Source organism: Candidatus Methanomassiliicoccus intestinalis Issoire-Mx1, from assembly GCF_000404225.1.
In the GTDB taxonomy this organism is placed as follows: Archaea; Thermoplasmatota; Thermoplasmata; order Methanomassiliicoccales; family Methanomassiliicoccaceae; genus Methanomassiliicoccus_A; species Methanomassiliicoccus_A intestinalis.
This window is the reverse complement of sequence record NC_021353.1, coordinates 758,290-777,546: the sequence shown is the minus strand read 5'-3', so window position 1 is coordinate 777,546 and position 19,257 is coordinate 758,290. Positions and strand designations below refer to the sequence as shown.

General features: G+C 40.9%; 19 protein-coding genes. 8 read left to right on the top strand and 11 right to left on the bottom strand.

Annotation, left to right across the window (positions count from 1 at the left end; translation table 11 throughout):
• Window positions 1–5: 5 nt before the first annotated feature.
• The gene (argJ, locus tag H729_RS03670) at window positions 6–1,232 is read right to left on the bottom strand and encodes a bifunctional ornithine acetyltransferase/N-acetylglutamate synthase (RefSeq protein ID WP_020448656.1); all 1,227 of its coding nucleotides are present in this window, start codon (window positions 1,230–1,232) and stop codon (window positions 6–8) included.
• A 2-nt stretch (window positions 1,233–1,234) separates the two neighbouring features.
• A complete protein-coding gene (argC, locus tag H729_RS03665; protein WP_020448655.1) occupies window positions 1,235–2,254 on the bottom strand; it encodes an N-acetyl-gamma-glutamyl-phosphate reductase in 1,020 nt (339 codons plus the stop codon).
• A 207-nt stretch (window positions 2,255–2,461) separates the two neighbouring features.
• On the opposite strand from argC, the gene H729_RS03660 reads away from it, so the two are divergent.
• The 3 genes from H729_RS03660 (at window position 2,462) to H729_RS03650 (ending at window position 5,857) form a co-directional block, all read left to right on the top strand.
• On the top strand, window positions 2,462–3,751 hold the full coding sequence (locus H729_RS03660) for an argininosuccinate synthase (RefSeq protein WP_020448654.1): 1,290 nt from the start codon (window positions 2,462–2,464) through the stop codon (window positions 3,749–3,751).
• Between the two features lie 55 nt (window positions 3,752–3,806).
• On the top strand, window positions 3,807–5,255 hold the full coding sequence (gene argH / locus H729_RS03655) for an argininosuccinate lyase (protein ID WP_020448653.1): 1,449 nt from the start codon (window positions 3,807–3,809) through the stop codon (window positions 5,253–5,255).
• 377 nt (window positions 5,256–5,632) lie between these two features.
• Complete coding sequence (locus H729_RS03650; protein ID WP_020448652.1) at window positions 5,633–5,857, top strand: hypothetical protein; 225 nt, start codon at window positions 5,633–5,635, stop codon at window positions 5,855–5,857.
• A gap of 44 nt (window positions 5,858–5,901) precedes the next feature.
• Here H729_RS03650 and H729_RS10095 read toward each other — a convergent pair whose 3' ends face one another.
• Window positions 5,902–6,273 (bottom strand): hypothetical protein, encoded by a 372-nt coding sequence (locus H729_RS10095; protein ID WP_020448651.1) that lies wholly within the window; start codon window positions 6,271–6,273, stop codon window positions 5,902–5,904.
• A gap of 228 nt (window positions 6,274–6,501) precedes the next feature.
• Here H729_RS10095 and H729_RS03640 point away from each other — a divergent pair, with 228 nt between their 5' ends.
• The 4 genes from H729_RS03640 (at window position 6,502) to H729_RS03625 (ending at window position 10,437) form a co-directional block, all read left to right on the top strand.
• On the top strand, window positions 6,502–7,296 hold the full coding sequence (locus H729_RS03640) for a hypothetical protein (RefSeq protein WP_020448650.1): 795 nt from the start codon (window positions 6,502–6,504) through the stop codon (window positions 7,294–7,296).
• A 136-nt stretch (window positions 7,297–7,432) separates the two neighbouring features.
• Window positions 7,433–8,551, top strand: a complete 1,119-nt coding sequence (locus H729_RS03635; protein WP_020448649.1) for a pyridoxal phosphate-dependent aminotransferase — start codon at window positions 7,433–7,435, stop codon at window positions 8,549–8,551.
• A gap of 12 nt (window positions 8,552–8,563) precedes the next feature.
• The gene (locus H729_RS03630) at window positions 8,564–10,018 is read left to right on the top strand and encodes an MFS transporter (RefSeq protein ID WP_020448648.1); all 1,455 of its coding nucleotides are present in this window, start codon (window positions 8,564–8,566) and stop codon (window positions 10,016–10,018) included.
• Window positions 10,019–10,059: 41 nt separating this feature from the next.
• Window positions 10,060–10,437, top strand: a complete 378-nt coding sequence (locus tag H729_RS03625; RefSeq protein ID WP_147554382.1) for a hypothetical protein — start codon at window positions 10,060–10,062, stop codon at window positions 10,435–10,437.
• Window positions 10,438–10,442: 5 nt separating this feature from the next.
• Here H729_RS03625 and H729_RS03620 read toward each other — a convergent pair whose 3' ends face one another.
• The 8 genes from H729_RS03620 to H729_RS03585 form a co-directional block, all read right to left on the bottom strand.
• Window positions 10,443–10,787 (bottom strand): SdpI family protein, encoded by a 345-nt coding sequence (locus H729_RS03620; RefSeq protein WP_048133904.1) that lies wholly within the window; start codon window positions 10,785–10,787, stop codon window positions 10,443–10,445.
• Window positions 10,788–10,872: 85 nt separating this feature from the next.
• Window positions 10,873–11,709: a DNA-directed RNA polymerase subunit D gene (locus H729_RS03615; protein WP_020448645.1), complete on the bottom strand. Its 837-nt coding sequence runs from the start codon at window positions 11,707–11,709 to the stop codon at window positions 10,873–10,875.
• Between the two features lie 15 nt (window positions 11,710–11,724).
• Window positions 11,725–12,114 (bottom strand): 30S ribosomal protein S11, encoded by a 390-nt coding sequence (locus H729_RS03610; protein WP_048133899.1) that lies wholly within the window; start codon window positions 12,112–12,114, stop codon window positions 11,725–11,727.
• Complete coding sequence (locus tag H729_RS03605; protein ID WP_020448643.1) at window positions 12,111–12,755, bottom strand: 30S ribosomal protein S4; 645 nt, start codon at window positions 12,753–12,755, stop codon at window positions 12,111–12,113. Before H729_RS03605 ends, H729_RS03610 begins: the two co-directional genes overlap by 4 nt.
• A gap of 13 nt (window positions 12,756–12,768) precedes the next feature.
• Window positions 12,769–13,290, bottom strand: a complete 522-nt coding sequence (locus tag H729_RS03600; RefSeq protein WP_020448642.1) for a 30S ribosomal protein S13 — start codon at window positions 13,288–13,290, stop codon at window positions 12,769–12,771.
• 141 nt (window positions 13,291–13,431) lie between these two features.
• Window positions 13,432–15,213, bottom strand: a complete 1,782-nt coding sequence (locus H729_RS03595) for an alanine--tRNA ligase (RefSeq protein WP_020448641.1) — start codon at window positions 15,211–15,213, stop codon at window positions 13,432–13,434.
• 49 nt (window positions 15,214–15,262) lie between these two features.
• The gene (locus tag H729_RS03590) at window positions 15,263–16,810 is read right to left on the bottom strand and encodes a mechanosensitive ion channel family protein (protein ID WP_172618655.1); all 1,548 of its coding nucleotides are present in this window, start codon (window positions 16,808–16,810) and stop codon (window positions 15,263–15,265) included.
• Between the two features lie 67 nt (window positions 16,811–16,877).
• Entirely contained in the window at window positions 16,878–17,168 is a 291-nt protein-coding gene (locus H729_RS03585; RefSeq protein ID WP_020448639.1) for a DUF5654 family protein, read from the bottom strand.
• Between the two features lie 460 nt (window positions 17,169–17,628).
• Between H729_RS03585 and H729_RS03580 the strand changes: the two genes are divergently transcribed.
• Entirely contained in the window at window positions 17,629–19,167 is a 1,539-nt protein-coding gene (locus tag H729_RS03580; protein ID WP_081633167.1) for a beta/alpha barrel domain-containing protein, read from the top strand.
• Window positions 19,168–19,257 lie beyond the last annotated feature (90 nt).

Genomic DNA, 19,257 nt, shown 5'->3' with positions numbered 1-19,257 from the left:
GCACCTTATGTTGTGTACTCAGCGTTGATTTTTACATATTCATATGTGAGGTCGCATCCCCAGGCTTCAGCACTTCCGTTCCCGATGCCTAGATCCAGATAGACATCGATACGGGAATGCTTTAGAATTTCACGGGCTTTGGCCTCAGACTCCCCTCCAGGGATAAGCTGCGGCATACCGTTTTCAAAGAGAACTGCAATTTCATTGCCATCTCCAATGCAGAGCTTTATTTTTGTAAGGTCAAATTCACTGCCGGAATTACCCAGTGCTGCCAAAATACGCCCGAAATTGGGGTCTGCACCAAAAACTGCAGTTTTCACCAATGCAGATGAAATGATCCAACGTCCTGTAGTGCGGGCCTCCTTGTCAGTTTTAGCACCGCTTACCTTTAGCTCAATGAGCTTTGTGGCTCCTTCCCCATCCATTACCACCTGTTTGGCCAGTGATTTAAGGACATAAAGAACACCTTCCCAGAACTCATGATTATCATCAACAGGTTTTCCGCCTGCAGCACCATTGGCAAGCATTATTGAAGTGTCGTTGGTACTCTGATCTCCATCTACATTGATCATATTGAAACTCTTATTGATGCATTCCTGCCACTTATAAGTAGGAACTTTTGTAAGGACGGCATCGGTTGTTATGAAACTTAATGTAGTGGCATGAAGCGCTTTCATTGAAGGGGAGATCATACCAGAGCCTTTTGCCATACCGGCAATGGTAATTACTGTACCATCTTTGAGTGTAATCCTGCATGCGGCTTCTTTGATAGTTTTATCAGTGGTAAGGATCGCTTCAGCAGCCAAATGATCCTGTTCACGGCCTGTTCCCAGTTTCTCTGAAATTTCTTTGATTCCAGGAATGATCTTGTCCATCGGCATATAATGAGATATTACCCCGGTGGATGCTACTCCGACAAGATCGCTGTCTATTCCAAGACATTCTGCGGTTGCATCAATCATTGCCTGTGCATCTTTCATACCCTGTTCTCCAGTGATTGCATTTGCATTCCCGCTGTTCATGACAACAGCCTGGAGCTTTGGTGAAGAGCGCTTGACCATAAGTTCAACGGGTGGGGCACGCATTTTATTCTGTGTGTATGCTCCTACAGCCCATGCAGGACGATCTGAAGAGATCATCGCAAGGTCTAAGCGTTTTTTCTTGATGCCGCAATGTATTCCATAGGTACTGAAGCCTTTGGGAGTTGATACTCCTCCATCTATAATTTCCATATTTATACCCCCAATCCTGGGAAGTCAAGGCCAGTTGATTCATTTAAGCCGAACATGAGATTAGCATTCTGAATTGCTTGTCCGGCGGCCCCCTTCACTAAATTATCAAGCGCTCCCATTGCAACAACAGTATTCTCTGGAGCGATTACAAAACCGGTTTCACAGACGTTAGATCCGACTGTAGATGGAATGGATGGCATATTTGTCACACGCACAAACTTACTGCCGCCATACATCTTATCGTATGCAGATTTGACGTCATCTTCTGTAACATTATCTTTGAGCTGAGCGTAAGAAGTGGTAAACATCCCCCGTACAATCGGAAGGAGATGAGGTGTGAATACAGTCTTGACTTCATTACCGTAAACACGGCTCAGAACCATTTTGATCTCGGGAATGTGCCGATGATTTCCAACTTTATATGGAGTTATTGAAGACCCACAGGCTGGATGATGTGTCAGCTTGGACAGCTCCTGACCTGCTCCGGACGTTCCGCTTTTCGCATCAATAATTACGTAATTATCTATCAGACCTGCAGACAGCAGAGGTGCAAGAGATAATGAAGAGCATGTAGGATAACATCCTGGATTTGCGATCAATGATGCTTTCCTAATTTCTTCGCGGAACAGCTCAGGAAGACCATATACTGCATCATGAAGACCGCGCAGGTCTACATGTGCACGTCCATACCATTTTTCATAAAGCTGCGGATCGCCAAGACGGTAATCTCCACTCAGATCTACTACTTTTATGCCGCGCTCCATCAGAGATGGTATGATCTCCATAGATGCTCCATGAGGAGTTGCACAAAATACAAGATCATAGTCTCCATTTTCTTTAAGATTGGAATCAAAGCATAAATCTACAAATCCATTCAGAGAAGGCAGCACATTGCAGACCTTCATTCCGCAATTCTGTCGAGAAGTTATTGCTTCAAGCGATATGTCTGGATGACGGCAGAGAATACGAGCTAGCTCGCTGCCTGTGTATCCCGACCCTCCAACAATTGCAGCTTTTATCATTTTTTGATAGCCTCTTGAGTATGTGAAGGCGGCTTATACACAGGTTCGTGGCTTAAGCATGATGACCCAAATGAGACAAAGAGGTCTAATCTGTAGTAATTGAGACATATCTGACTAGATTCATTCAATATGGATAAAATATTGAATTCCGGACCATTCAATAGTTAATCAATAATCTATAATAATCAGTGCGGATATCATACCCCTATGCAGGCCAGTTCTACCAAGAATAAAAGTGCAAAAAAATCCAAAGATAAAGTCGTTTTAGCATATTCCGGAGGTTTAGACACCTCGGTTGCAATCAAATGGCTGGAAGAAAAATACAATCTAGACACAATTGCAGTTTGTATTGATGTCGGACAGCCTGGCGATATGAAAGCCAATATTGAAAGGGCAAAATCAATCGGCGCCGTTGGAGCTTATGCCATTGATGCCAAACAGGAATTTGTAACTGATTATGTCTGGCCGTCCCTTAAGGCAAACGCCATGTATCAAGATGTTTATCCATTATCAACTGCCATAGCCAGGCCGTTAATAGCTAAACTTTTGGTAGATATTGCTAAGAAAGAAGGAGCAAAATACATAGCACACGGATGCACAGCAAAAGGAAATGATCAGGTAAGGTTTGATGTATCTATCGCGGCTCTGGCTCCTGAAATTGGAATCATCGCTCCCATGAGGGAATGGGTGATGACCCGTGAAGAAGAGATTGACTACGCTAAAGATCATAATGTCCCGATACCAGTAAAGAAAGCATGTCCTTACTCCACTGACGAAAACTTATGGGGAAGGAGTTGCGAGTGCGGAATACTAGAAGATGCTTCGGTAGAGCCTCCGGAAGATTCTCATGAGTGGACTGTATCTCCCCAGAAGGCCCCTGCTAAACCAACATATGTTGAGATAGGTTTCGAGAGCGGAATACCAGTTTCAATTGACGGGAAAAAGACTGCTCCTGTAGAATTAATTAAGATTCTTAATGAAGTGGCCGGACAAAATGGAGTAGGCCGCATTGACCATATTGAAGACCGTATGGTTGGTATTAAATCACGTGAAACATACGAATGCCCAGCCGCAATAGTACTGATTAAAGCTCACCGCGCTCTGGAAAACATGGTTCTTACAAGGGATCTGCTTTCATTCAAAAGGGGCGTTGAGCAGCGTTACTCAGAACTATGCTATGATGGAATGTGGTTCTCTCCACTCAAGGGAGCAATTGACGCCTTCGTAGATAAGAGTCAGGAGAATGTTACTGGAAAAGTTCGCGTTAAACTTTACCGTGGCAGCGCTGAGGTTGTAGGCCGTTCATCACCATGCTCACTGTATGATGAGGGATTAGCTACATATGCTCAGGGAGACAAATTCAACCACAAATCTGCTGAAGGATTCATATATGTCTGGGGTCTCCCTCTGAAGACCGTAGCTTCCATCAAAAAGGCAAAAAAGCCAGCAGTGCAGTCTTCAAACACAAAGAAAAAATCTGCCAGTAAAAAGAAGTGATTTTAATCACTTCTAACCAAAACCTTTTCTAAATTTTTTCAAGGGTGGTTTTGTAATGGACAGTAAAAAAGTTCTATGGTCTGGAAGGTTCAAAGAAGGTGCAACTGATGCAACACTGGCATTCACATCTTCTCTCCACACCGATGTAAAGCTCGCCAGGTATGATGTCCTTGGTTCGATTGCACATGCCAAGATGCTGAGCGCACAGGGGATAATTTCTCAAGAAGATGGAAAGGAAATTCAAAAAGGGCTGAAAGAGATTCTGCTCCAGATTGAAGATGGAACACTTCCAATCCAGGATAGCCTTGAAGATATCCACTCCAATATCGAGTTTATTCTTACCGACCGCATAAAAGATGCCGGAGCTCGACTTCATACAGCCCGCAGCAGGAATGATCAGGTTGTCACTGATGTAAGAATGTTCATGCGTGATGCCATTCTGGATACAATTGAAGAGCTCATAGGATTTGAAAAAACACTTCTTGAAGTTTCAAAAGATAACATTGATGTGATTGTGCCGGGATTTACACATGTACAGCATGCCCAGCCCGTAACTATCGGTCATCACTTTATGGCTCATTTTTCAAGGATAAGAAGAGATATTGAAAGGTTTATAGAATCATACAGCAGAGTAAATGTGTGTCCTCTAGGATCAGCAGCACTTGCCGGAACTACATATGACATAGATAGAGAATATACGAGCTCGCTGCTGGGATTTCAGAACCCCTGCTATAACTCAATGGACGGAGTATCAGACAGAGACTTCATTGCAGAGTTTCTCTTTAATTCATCCCTCTGTGCAGTACACTTGTCATCGATTTGTGAAGAACTTGTATACTGGTCATCTCAAGAATTTGCATTTATTGAAATGGATGATGCCTATGCAACAGGAAGCAGCATCATGCCTCAGAAAAAGAATTCAGATGTTGCAGAACTTACAAGAGGCAGAACAGGAGCAGCCATTGGGGATCTCGTCAACATTTTGACTACAATGAAAGGACTCCCGCTTACGTATAACAGAGATCTGCAAGAAGACAAAGATGCTATGTTTTCATCATACACCAGATTGACTTCATGCATCAAAATGTGCAGTGCGATGATTGCTACACTCAGCTTTAACAAAGAAAGAATGCTGTCGGCAGCATCAGAAGGATTTATGAATGCAACCGACCTGGCCGATTATCTTGTAGTGAAAGGGATGCCTTTTAGAAAGGCACATGAAGTTGTCGGCGGAGCCGTCAGGTACTGCATAGATGAAAACAAGAAACTGGAAGATTTGACCCTTAAAGAGCTGCAGTCTTTCAGCGATCTGATTAAAGAAGATGTCTTTGATATACTTCCATTAGAGAAATGCGTAAACAGACGAAAATCATTTGGAGGCACTTCTCCAGAGATAATCCCAGTACAACTGGATAACGGTCATTCCGCAGTAGACCGCCAAAATGCATTTTTGATAGGGGAGCGGAATATCATCGAACAGGCATTTGATGCATTAGAGAAATAAAAATATTATAATCTGCAGGCGCATTGACGCCTGCCCATATCCTTTTTATCAGACCACTGATCAGTGAAAATGCTAATTATTCTAAATAGTACTTAATTAACTAAAAAAATACATAACCCTGATATCAGTCATTTAATAGGAACCGTATATGTCTGATAGATCATTAACAAATAATCTCATTCAAAAAGTACATCAACAATAAAACAATGAAAAATGAAGAGATATGCACAGAAACTATGAAAATCGTAAAAAAATTAGTGTAAATAGTATTATTTGATACCTCATGTACCCCCTAAAAATGCTTATTTTCTTTTGCATTAAGACAACATTATATATTTTGAACGTTCATTAATGAACACTCCTAAGGAGGAAAAACCATGGAAGGAACATTGAAAGCCTTAGTTGGTATGATTGTGGGAACAGTCATAATGATCATATTGAGCGTGATTTATTTCATAATCACGTTGTTCATTGTGGACTTTTCTGCAGATCTATTGATGGGTACTGGAGCAAAAGACCTTTATGATGGATATATCATCATAGCAGCTGCACTGATCACACTTGGATCAATGCTAGGCGGATCATACGGACTGCGCAATTAAACCTTAAAACAATACGAAAACTGAGCGTAAAAACGCTCAGGATTTCATTTTTTAGATTTTGTGATGAGCTGATCCCATTCGACTGTGTGCTGGATGCCTTCGCGGAGCAGCAGTTTACTGAGCTTTTCTGTTAAGCGTACAGTTTCCACATTGGATGTGTAGGATTTTATGTAGAATTCTTTTTTGCCGATAGGGAAGATTAACCTCATGCGTCCTTTTCTGTTATATCCTTCAGGCTTTTCATTTCTAGCTATTTCTTGCATATTCGCATATAGAAACATCTGAAGAATATCATTATCATCCGGGACTTGGTTTGTTTCCTCTAAAAATGTAGTAAATAATTCTGGGAATACGCGCTCTAAGTCTTTGTAATCTACGCCGTCCCCAAAAATGAGATGACCGCTAGTAGCCTTCATTGATGATTCAAACTGTTTTGTATATTTAAGTATATGTGTTTCAACAAAACTGGAAAGTGGCAGATTAATGAATATAACTCGATTTTATATGAGTCTGAGCGGTTCTAACAACACAGATAATTACTGGTATCCTTGTGGTAACTATGTTTCTTAATGGTTTCTATTTGATACTTATATCCCTTTTGATATTGTAGTACTCGAACACAAATGTGTTCAAGAGGATAAAATATGGTAAATTACAAAGATGTGCCAATGGCTGTTGGAAAGATGAGAGTGTACGATTTTGGAGACATTAAACTGCATGCATATCAGACAAATGATCCGATCGATGATGAGGTATTTGTCATTGAAAAGAACAAACGGGCTGTAGTTATTGAACTCCCGTGTTTCAAGAATAATATAGAAGAGCTCACCAAATATATTGATTCAAACGGCATCCGTGTAGAAGGAAAAATGATAGCATATCATGCTGCCGGATCATCATTCATACCAAATGTAAAAAATTACGGAACTAAGACATCGATAGATTACAACTCTGTTGGAGGAGGAAAAGCACTAATTGAGAACTTCACAGGTGCATTCGGAGATGCTTTTGACTGTGGAATACCATCAATTGATGAGATTATGACTCCAGGAAAAGTAAACATTGCTGGAATCGAAATGAATATTGTGAGCACTCCTGATGCATATAACATAGAAATTGAGTCTATAAAATCAGTTTACATTCATATGATGGGACATGACTGTCATTCCATCGTAGCTGGAACTAACCATGCGGATGCAATGATTAACGAACTTCAGAACTATATCGACAGGGATTTTTCACTAATTCTTACATCACATTATACTCCAGAAAATCTGAAAGATGCTGAAGAAAAAATTGCGTATCTGAAAAACATAAAGGGTATAGCATCAAAATGCAGCTCTGCAGAACAATTTAAAGAAAAGATAAGAGAAACATACCCTCAATACTCAGGCGGTAATTATCTCGATATGACTGCGGGATTTTTCTTCCCAGAATGAGCGCTGGTCGCTCAAACTATATATTTTTCGAATTTTGCAGAAATGTTTTCGAATATCGAGACTGAAGTCAGACATTTCTGCTGTTTTTTATAGTATATACAATCAAGTTCAAAAGGAAGAAGATTATGTTGAACTGATGGTTTCTAAAAAAGTTCAGTCTATCAAACCTTCTGGAGTTCGTGCCATTTTTGACATGGCTCAGGAAGACAGTATCAATTTAGGATTAGGAGAACTTGACTTCAGACCGCCTCGGGAAGTTACTGAAGCCTGCAAGAAAGCGCTAGACTCTGATTCTTATCGCTACGGACCTACAATGGGCATTCCTGCTCTCAGAGAAAAAATAGCCAATAAGATATCTAGATTCAACAAAGATATCAAAACGTCAAACGTGATGATAACATCAAGCGGCACTCAGGCAGCCATGGCAACATTCCAGACGCTGTTTCAAGAAGGAGATGAGGTTCTTGTCCCCGATCCAGGATTTGTAGTATATGCACCAGAATGCACGCTCTGCGGAGCTGATCCTGTACCATACACAATGGATGATGAATTAAATATAGACTTAGAAAAAATAAAAGAGGGCATAACTAAAAAAACTAAAGGAATTGTTGTCAACTCTCCTGCAAATCCCTGCGGATCAGTTCTCACTGAAGAAGCATTCAAAACAATATGTGACTTAGCAGAAGACTATAATTTATGGATCATCTCTGATGAAGTGTATGAGAATTTCATATACGAAGGGAAACATTACTCATTCAATGAGTATCTAGATAGATCAGTCGTGTTAAATTCATTTTCGAAGTCATTTGCTGTAGCCGGCTGGAGAGTGGGATACTTATCTGCACCAGATAGCATAATAAGCGAGATTTCCAAAATGCAGTACCATATTCTTGCATGTCCCCCCAGTCCTTTCCAGTATGCTCTAAATGATGCATTCGACTGTCAGGAAGATTTTATAAATGAAATTTTTCCAATCCTTAAAAAACGTCGCGATCTTACTACAGATTTGCTGAACGAGATTCACGGATTTTCATGCATTAAACCCAGGGGAGCGTTTTATGCATTTCCATCATATGACATAGATATACCATCTGCGGACTTAGCTGTAAAACTTGCACATCAGGGAGTGCTTTGTTCACCTGGTACTGCATTTGGAGACGCTGGAGAAAAGCATCTGAGAATATCATATGCTGCCTCTGAAGATAATATTGAAAAAGGAATAGAAATCATAAAAAATTTCGTAGAGAACTTTTAAAGGAGAAATAAGATGAAGAAAGAAACTGGCCTCTCATACAAATGGATTGTACTGATCGTAGCATCAGTAGGATCTCTTATGGGGCCTCTGGATTCCACAATCGTAAGTGTCTCAATGCCTTCGATATCTGATGCTCTTCAGATGGATTATGCACAGACTCTGTGGGTTCCAACGGCCTACCTTGTTACAATTGCCAGTATTCTTCTCATCATTGGCCGTGTTTCAGATATATTTGGAAAGAAAAAGATATATATCAGCGGTTTTGCAATCTTCGCGGTCGGCTCCTTGCTATGCAGCCTGGCTCAGAGCGGAGAGCAGCTGATATCATTCAGAGTTATACAAGGGATCGGAGCTTCATTTATCATGACTTCAGGAACAGCTCTGGTCTCTGCAGCATTTCCACCTGGAGAACAAGGCAGGGCTCTCGGCCTTAACGTAATGGCTGTTTATTTGGGTCTTGCAATAGGTCCTCCGCTCGGCGGAATACTTACTCAGAGCTTTGGATGGCATTCTATATTCCTGGTAAACGTTCCGATTGCAATAATTACAATTGCATTAGCAGTATGGAAACTGAATGAGTGCGAGATACTTGATAAAAAAGTGTCATTTGATATAAGCGGAGCAATTGCATTTGCTGTAGGCTTGATTACTATCCTGCTGGGATTGACACTTGGAAATACAGATGGATGGCTTTCTGCAAATGTCCTGATTTTAGTTATCATTTCAATAATATCATTTGTAATGTTTATCCGGATAGAACAGAAAAAAGGAGAGAATGGACTATTTGATCTTAGATTATTCACTAAAAACCGTCTCTTTGCCGCAGCAAACTTTTCCGCATTTTTGAACTATACAGCATATTACGGATCTACATTCGTCATTTCATTTTATCTTCAAAGAGTGCTTGGAATAGACATAGGCACTACTGGATTGATACTATTAGCAATGCCGTTGGTCATGTGTATAATCTCACCGATATCCGGAAGTCTATCTGACAAAGTTGGATCGAGGACACTTGCAACACTCGGAATGATAATCATGGCTGTCGGTCTATTCCTTATAAGCACGCTAGGCATGAACACTTCAATTGCTATTGTTGTAATCTATCTCGTAATACTTGGAATCGGAATGGGAATGTTCTCATCGCCTAACACAAGTGCCGTCATGAAAAGCGTCAGAAAAGATAAGACTGGTGTGGCATCAGGAATGTTGTCCACAATGCGTACAGTTGGACAATCACTAAGTTTAGTCTTAATGGGAAGCGTGATGGCGATTGTAACTTCATCAGCTCTTGTTTCTTCTGTATTTATGGGAGGCAGCTCCAGTGTAGATAATGCTGAGTTTATAACCGGAATGAGCGCAGCTCTAAAGGTATCTGCATTAATCGCATTGATAGGTGCAGCAAGTTCTACCCTAAGAGGAAAGGTTGAGACAGAGACAGAATACGAGATGAGCTGTCCCAAATAAAGGGAATGTGTATATTTATTGGAAATTCGATAGATATAATCATGAAGACTGTTGAAGATCTAATTAACTTTTTAGAAGAACATCCAGACATAACAGACTCAAAAGAAAAATATGCTGAAGATCTGTTCAGTCTCCCTAAGAAAGTAAAAAATGATGTTTTAGAATTACTGGAATTGGGAGCCTTTGGAAATCTGGAGCATATTGTAAAACTTGCTGAAACCTGTAGAAATGAAAAAATTAAGATCAATAGACTCAATGAAAATATGATAAAGGCATATTGTAAATTAGACATGTCGGCAGAGGATATTGTTCATGAAATTCATAGAAAAGACATGGAACGCCTAACCCCAACATACTATGAAGCTCCATGTAAAATAAGCAACTCCGATGCCATTAACAAATTAAAAGGAAATAAATGAAAATGTCATAAATTTCTTGCATGAAGATAGGCAATTATACAGCCCAGCATAATGAGAATAATCGGCAGAAATAACAAGATAATTTCCAGCATGGTGGATACATCACCGACCAGTGCATATGAAATTCCTAAAGCTGATACGAGGATACCAACAACAAGCAGTACTTTTCCACCATATCTATTGATTACATACCAGTTTTCATCTGATTCAAAACTCTTTCCTATTCTGATGCCATAAAGATTGTTTCTACTTACTTTTGATGATATCAAGGGGATGGATAATATTATCAGCACTAATCCTACAAAAATATATGTTACTCCAAAAATACCCAATAAGCTGTTAATAACCATACGTGAACAGAATAATGCTCAGTTGTTATATATGGTTATTCCTGCCATTTTAAAAATATAAATAAATAAGAAGTTTGGAAGAAGTTTATGCCTCAAGAGCAGAAATATTCTCACGAAACTCTTCAAATTTCTGTGTTAAGATTTTTAGAGCTTCTTTGAGCGTATCAAGGGCTGAAAGCGAGCCATCTGTTTCAAATTCAAATATAAACTTTGAGTCTGATCCAGACAATTTTATTGCATTCAACTCACATACTTCAAAGCATGACTTGCAAAGGATGCAGGATTCAAGATCTACAACTTTAACAATCCCATCTTCTTTGGCTAAAACTCCCCTTGGACAAGCTTTGATGCAAGTACCGCCGGAATCACAGCGAGCTGGATCGATTTCAATTGTAGGGTAGTATCTATATCCTGCTCCGGATACGACCTGCCATTTAGCGTGACGCTTTGCAGTGCCAAGCTCTGCCGAAGCATATGCTAGCAAAGCCTGACCTGGACCTAATTTTACAATGGGGATCAGCTCATCTTTTATCCTCAGCTCAGGAGGTCCAAGAGGTTCCATATCACCAGAGTAAACTTCGCAAGGTCCTTTTTTGTTTATAGAGTACATGATTGTACAATTGGGGCAGCCTTCCCCACCACAAACACATTCATCTTTGGGCACGTAAAGGCTAAGATCAGTCGGAACTGGCACGAGACCGAGTCTATGCGCAATAATCTCATCAAAGAGAGGACTCACACTTTCATATTCATTTCCTTCTTCATCCATAATTGGACCCAAGTGAAATTCTACCAGCTCAATAGCCATCTTGGGTATCTCTGTCATCAGGCATCTCCTAAGGGAGTTTACCAGAGATGGAGAAGCATTAGAAACTACAAAGCGTATGCGTGTCTCGGTCTGACTGATTACTTTAATATCCATAAGTTTGCCCCTTGATTATACTCTACGTCCTCTTCTTCCACCTTTCTTTTTGGTTCCATCGTGTGGTATAGGTGTAACATCTTCAATACGCCCGATCTTAAGACCAGCACGAGCCAAAGCACGAATCGCAGCCTGAGCTCCAGGTCCAGGGGATGTGGCTTTGTTTCCACCGGGAGCACGTACTTTTACATGGATTCCCTCAATTCCCTTTTCCTTAGCAATGTCTGCAACTCTCTCGGCTGCACGCATTGCAGCGTACGGAGAAGACTCATCTTTAGCTGCTTTTACAACCATTCCACCAGATGCCTTTGTGATTGTCTCAGCACCAGTTACATCTGTAAGAGTGATAATGATGTTGTTGTAGCTAGCAAATACGTGTGCAATACCCCATTTTCCCATACTCATTCCTCCACAGGTTTGTTGATTGCATCCTCAGAAGGAGCATCTACAGGTTCATTAGCGCCTTCTGCTGGCTGCGGCTCTTCGACTTTAGGTTCAGGAGCAGCCTCATTTTCACTCTGTTGAGGATTTCTAATGGGGTGCATCTCGTCAGCAATGGGAGATTGTGGATTGTATGTAATAAAATCCTCTTCATTGCGCCTAACCATGTATCCAGGCACGGTTACTTTACGACCATTTATGGATATGTGTCCATGGACAATAAATTGCCTGGCTTGCTTGGCAGTAGTAGCTAAGCCTTTCATGTACACAATCGTCTGAAGACGACGACCAAGAATTGATTCTTGGTCAAGACCTAGAACGTCATCAAGGGTGCTGCCGTCTGCCGGCAGAATGCCAAGGCGTGCGCACTTGGCGAGCAGAAGGTCAGATTCCAATTGTGCCTGTGCATCATCTAAACGTACACGGGCTTGGAGGTTTTTAGACTGTGTTCTCAGATTTCTGAGGTAAGCCTGCGCCTTCCAGAGTTCGGTCTTGCTTTTCAATCCATATTGCTTGCATATCTCGGTTTCGGCCTTGATCCTTTCTCCTCTCCAGGGATGTGAGGGGGTATCATAGGCTCTGCGCGGAAATTTCGGGTCTCCCATTTAATTCACCTATTTACTTTGAACCAGGCTGGTTTTTGGTCCTGCTAACACCCATAGTGAGGCCAGTCCTTCCGTTGGACCGGGTTCTCTGACCGCGAACTTTCTGTCCCTGCTCGTGCCTGCGACCACGGTAGCATTTAATCATTTTCAGCCTGTTAATATCATCTTTATTTGTCAACTCGAGGTTCTGACCATACAAATGCATGTCTTCGCCTGTCTCAATATCACACTGCCTGTTAATTGCCCAAGCAGGTGCGAATTCTATGTAAGAATTCAATACATTTTCAATCTCGGTTGTCTGCTCTTCAGAAAGATTTCCAAAGATTTCATCAGTTGGTATACCAGTTCTCTTTGCTACAATTCTAGCAACTCTGGATCCAACCCCTTTGACGGACTGCAAACCCAAGATAATATTCTTGTTACCGTCCACATCCGTATTTAAGATACGAACGATATAGCGGAAGTTTTCATCCTTCGCCTGATCTTCAGGCTTGGACTTCTTGTCCGCTTTCTTTGATTTAGTTTCTTCTGCCATTTTACTGCCTCATTTATTTCTCAAAAATCTGTGACATGTATAACATGTAGATTTATGAAGGGTTGCCGTTAGAATCGGTTTGCTATATAAGCATTACTATACGCAAATGGAGCAAATGGATAATGCTGGCAAACGCCGGATTTAGGCGTATTGCTCTCCTACCACAGCTTTGATTCTACGAACACCAGCACTGCTTGCTTCTTCCTTCTTGATTTTAAATCCTCCTATCTGAGCAGTATTGGTTACGTGTGGACCACCGCAAATTTCGCATGAGACTGTTCCAATGGTGTACACTTTGACCATTTCACCATATTTGTCTCCAAATACACCCTCAGCATTGCGTTCCCTTGCATCTCCAAGAGTCATTTCTTCACATACGACAGTAATGCCTGCTTTAATAGCTTCATTAACAAGCTTTTCGACTTCGTCCAGCTCGTCCTTGGTCATTTTTCTGTCGAATGAAAAATCAAACCTTAATCTTTCAGCAGTGATGTTGCTTCCTTTTTGATGCACATCAGGTCCCAGAACTTTTCTCAGTGCTGCTCCCAATAGGTGAGTGGCTGTGTGCAGCTTTGTAGTCTCTTCACTGGCATCTGCAAGGCCGCCCTTGAACTTCTGCATAGATCCGGCTCTTGAGATCTGCTGATGTTCTTTAAACAGCTCTTCAAATTTAACACTGTCAACTCCAATGCCTTTTTCAGCAGCCAGTTCAATCGTTAGATCCAGGGGGAATCCAAAGGATGTGTAAAGTTTGAATGCATCTTCTCCGCTTACAGTCCCATTCTGATCCATACCTTCAAGAATACGCTCCGTAAGCCTGAGACCCTGATCAAGAGTTTTTGCGAATTTGATGGCTTCATTTTGAAGCTGCTCTATTATGAAAGCTTTATTTCTTTCAAGCTCCGGGTATTCTCCAGAGTATTCTCTGACCACTGTGTTTGCGATATCGATCATCGGCTCCCAGCTCATGCCGAGTTTTTGCATATACCTGATAGTTCTCCTAATGAGCTTTCTGAGAACATAACCCTGATCTAAATTGGAAGGTGCCACACCTTTGTCATCACCCAGTATGAAGACCGCAGCACGCATGTGATCTGCAATTATACGAAATTCCCTGATTGAGTCGGCATACTTGAGTCCAGATGCATTTTCAATATCTTTTATAATTGGAGTGAAAAATTCAGTGTCATATACGCTAGGAATGTGTTCCAATACGCACAATGTACGTTCTAACCCTAATCCAGTATCAACATTCTGCTGTTTCAGTTTTTCATATTTTCCTTCAGAGGTCTTATTGTATTCCATAAATACATTGTTCCAGATCTCGAGATATCTGCCACAGTGGCATGAAGGTCCACATTCATCTGAACATTTTGGCTTAGACTGATCTATATAAAATATCTCCGTATCGGGACCGCATGGACCTGTAACTCCAGCAGGTCCCCACCAATTATCCTTCTTACCGTAGAAAAAGATGTGATCGTCTTTCATTCCCATGGATTTCCAGATCGATACTGTTTCCTCATCCCTCGGAGCATTTTCATCTCCGGCAAATGCGGTAACAGCAAGGTTATTTGGATCAATGCCCAGAATATTTACAAGAAAATCATAACTCATCTGGATAGATTCTTTCTTGAAATAATCCCCAAGAGACCAGTTTCCCATCATCTGGAACATGGTTAAATGGGATGCGTCACCTACCTCGTCAATATCCCCTGTTCTTATGCATTTCTGACAATCAACGAGTCTTTTGCCTGCAGGATGTTTTTCTCCCAAAAGATAAGGGGCTAAAGGATGCATCCCGGCAGTAGTGAACAATACGCTAGGATCATTCTCTGGAATAAGTGAAGCGGATTGGATTTCCGTGTGACCTTTGTTTACGAAATAATCGATATACTTTCTCTTTAACTCATTAGCCTTCATGGTTTTCGCAACCGGTGCAGTGTTAAAGATATCTTAATTGTTTTGCAAGTTATAGACTGTTCAAGTCGGACTGCTTATCATTTTTAGACTGCACGGGAGAATTAGCGAAAGTAACAACGGTCTGCGGGAATGGAATTTCGATTCCTTCTTCATTGAACTTCTGGTTAATACTTTCCCTCAGCTCAGATCTGACTCTCCCTTCTTTTGTGAAATTATCCACATACGCCCATAAAGCAAATGTTATAGCACTGTCATCAAAGGCTGAAAGCCTTGTGTATGGAGCCTGAGCTGGATTGTTATTCACTACATCCGGATGATGCTTGGCTATGTCTATAAGGATCTTTTCAACTTTTTCCGGATCTGTACCGTAGGATACACCAACTTCGACAGAAATAGCTCTGTGCCCGTCTGGCCTTGACATGTTTGTAACCTTATTGCTGCATAAGAGAACATTAGGTATCACAACCATCTCATTATTGACCGGACTGTATGCTCTTGTAGAACGGATTCCGATCTTTTCAACATCACATACTTCCCCGGTACTCAGAATAATTCTGTCTCCCACAGTAAAGGGCCTGTCGATCATAATCTGGATTCCAGCAAATATACTGTTGAACGTATCCTGTGCGGCAAGACCTATCACTATAGAGCCTATCCCAAGACCAGCCAGAATTGCAGTAAAACTCATATTGAAGTAATTAAGAATTATAACGAATGCCACAAGCGGTATGAGAATTGACCCCAGCGTATGCATGAATGGAACCAGTGCATCATCCAGCTCATTTTCTGTTTTGCTGGCCAGCTTACGAGCAAAATCTATAATGACATCATTGTAAACGCGGTAAGACACCCATGCATAGAATATAATGAATAATACTGTCAGAATATCATTTATTTTAAATATTGTATCCATTGAAACCGAGAGGATTGTTAGAGAATTAACCAGCGCATACGCAATAAGTGTAAGAAACAGCGGTTTTTTAACCAGTTTATAAATCTTAGAGATTACCTGCAATTTTGACTTGCCAAATACATATTTGAGTATTGGATCTACAATAATGATTATCGCCGCGGATATGCCGATCCAGATCAGTATTGTAAAGATGAATGTCCAGATTGCAGTGTTGAAAGGCGCGGGCAGGTTGTTTTCCCAGATCAAAATATTATTTCCAGTAGATGAGATTAATGAAGTGATGTTTACAACCACATCCTTATCGATGATTGTTTCAGAACCTGACGCCATATCAGTAAGAATGAAGCTTACAGAGAGTGTTGCAGTCTGTGTCGGAGTTGCTCTGTCAGTATGCAACGTCACTGTGATATCCGCTGAGTCTTTAGATTTTAGAATCTGATGAGGATTGCCGTTTACTGCAGTTGTGATGTGTGAATCGTTCCCAGAGACTGTTGATACGACATCCAATGCATAAGAGGTATCATCTGGATTATAGATCGTCCATGTATATTCTGCACTCTGCCCAGCTTCAAGATCTACATTATGCTGCCAATCTCCGATACCTGGATCAGCCGAAGCTGCAGGCAATAAAATCAGAGATGCGATGCATATCAATAACAATGCAGAAGCAGCTCGAGCATTCATCAGATCTGTACTAACATATTGGTTAAAAGGTTTACTCTTCAGGAATTGATCCTGAAGAAGAACTTGTTTATTCAGATTTATCTTTTGAATGCTTTCTCTTTTCATTGTCCAGTTTGTGGTATTTTACCAAGACTTTTCCAATCCAGACTGTAGCCACAACAGCAATAATCGTTACCAGAATTGCATATATCATCATTCCCATCAGATCGTCTGAAGTATCAAAGATTCTTGCAATCAAAGCTTTTATTGCTTCATTCCAAGCCAAAGCTGCCACCAATGCAAAGGCGGCTGTTATTAAGCTGGCTACAGTTTCTACCATAATTGTTCCAGTACTTTTAGACTCGTCATATTCAACCATAGTTACACATCCATATGTGTTTTACAGATTGTATAGACCCTTCTTCAATATAAATATTATAACATTTTCGTCTTAAATAAATTAGAATGCTGATGTATTCACATACGACATTCGTTCATCATTTTATGATTTCGTAGGTTATTCGTTCATAATTTCACGGATGTGTGTCATATTCATCTAATTAAATTTTATGTGCATATGCTCAGGTGATTTTGACATTAATAGACATGCATACATGATATTACCAAATATATGCATTAATGATGTGAATATCTTATACATATTAGATAAATGATCAGCAATATCAATTAAGATTATATAGCAAATTCTTAACTACCACATCACAATACCGCTTCATCCGTTTTACGGAATTAGAGGTGTATTTGTGATTTCAATTGAAAATGCACGATCTACAACAGGTACAAAATGCAGAGAGAAAGACATCAGTCCAATTTCAGGAATGTGTCCGCTCTGCATTGAAGAATGTAATGTTGTATGTGAAGTAGGTAAATCAGCTTTCAGAGGGAGAGAAGTCCTTTATCCCAGCAATGAATATTTCGGTCATAGCACAGCTGCTTCCAATAAAAACTACATGATAGACTGGTCTCATTTTCAGATACTTGCAGAGTTATTGGGTGCTCAAGGAATTGAAGCCAATCCAGATGTGGCATTTTTTGAGAATTCTGACATAACAACCAGAGTTGCTACTCATTCCAAAAAACCAATCGACCTCAAAGTACCTTTGGTAATTGCAGGCTTAGGTTCTACAGATGTAGCAAAAAGGAACTGGAAAGGAATGGCAATGGGCGCAGCTATGTCTGGAATAATTGAGACAATAGGTGAAAATGTCTGCGGAATGGATAAAGAATCCATCTATACCAATGGCAAAGTATCAAAATCACCAGACATGATGAGCAGAATTGCAGACTTCCGTGAACTCTGGGATGGAAAACATGGAGACATAGCCGTCCAGACAAATGTAGAAGACCAGCGTGGCGGCGTTGACGAATATGCAATATCCAGTTTAGAGGTCAACATCATTGAACGCAAATGGGGCCAGGGTGCAAAAGCAATCGGAGGAGAAGTTCGTCTCACTACCTTAGAGCGCGCACTCGAACTCAAAAAACGCGGATACATCGTGATGCCTGATCCTGAAGATCCAATGGTCCAGGAAGCATTCAAAGCAGGAGCTGTAAAAACATTCGAAAGGCACAGCAGGGTAGGATTCCCAGCCCATGAGAGTTTTGTAGAGGATGTTGAAAAACTCCGCGAGAAAGGTGCAAAATATGTGTTCTTGAAAACCGGTGCATACCGTCCAGAAGTAGTTGCCTTTACCATGAAAGCCGCTTCAGAAGCTAAAATCGATATGCTGACATTTGACGGAGCAGGCGGAGGTACAGGTATGAGCCCTGTCCCAATGATGAATGAGATGTCTACACCGACTGTTCATCTTGAAGCTCAGGTGCTCATGTGCGCTGAGATTATGAGAAAGAAAGGCAAATTCGTTCCTGATATCTGTTTCGCAGGCGGATTCACTAACGAAACACAGATGTTCAAATCAATGGCAATGAGCAATCTGGGAGACGGTCCAATCGTAAAAGCAATTGCAATGGCCAGATCTCCATTGACTGCAGTGATGAAATCTCAATACTTTGCCAGACTTGCAGAGACTGGAAAACTCCCTGCCCAATTCGCTAGCGGATATGGAGATGATCCTAACAAGTTCTTCATGCTCTCATCTCAAATTCAGAAAAGATATCCAGACAAAAAGGTAGGAGTCGACATACCATGGGGAGCAGTCGGTCTTCATACGTACTTCACTGACCGCATTGGAGAGGGATTGAAACAGCTCATGGCAGGTTCTAGAAAATTCAAACTGGAATGCCTTGCCCGCGATGATATCGCTTCTCTTAGCGAAGTGGCTGCAAGAATCACCGGAATTGAAACTTTTGACCAGATGGCTAAGAGGGTTATTCCGGGAATGCTAGAGTGCTGGTAAACATCACTCCAAACCTTTTCTTCCAAATTTTTTCATATTTTTAAAAAACCTGTTGTAATTTAATTTACAAAAATAACACGGGGAACTACA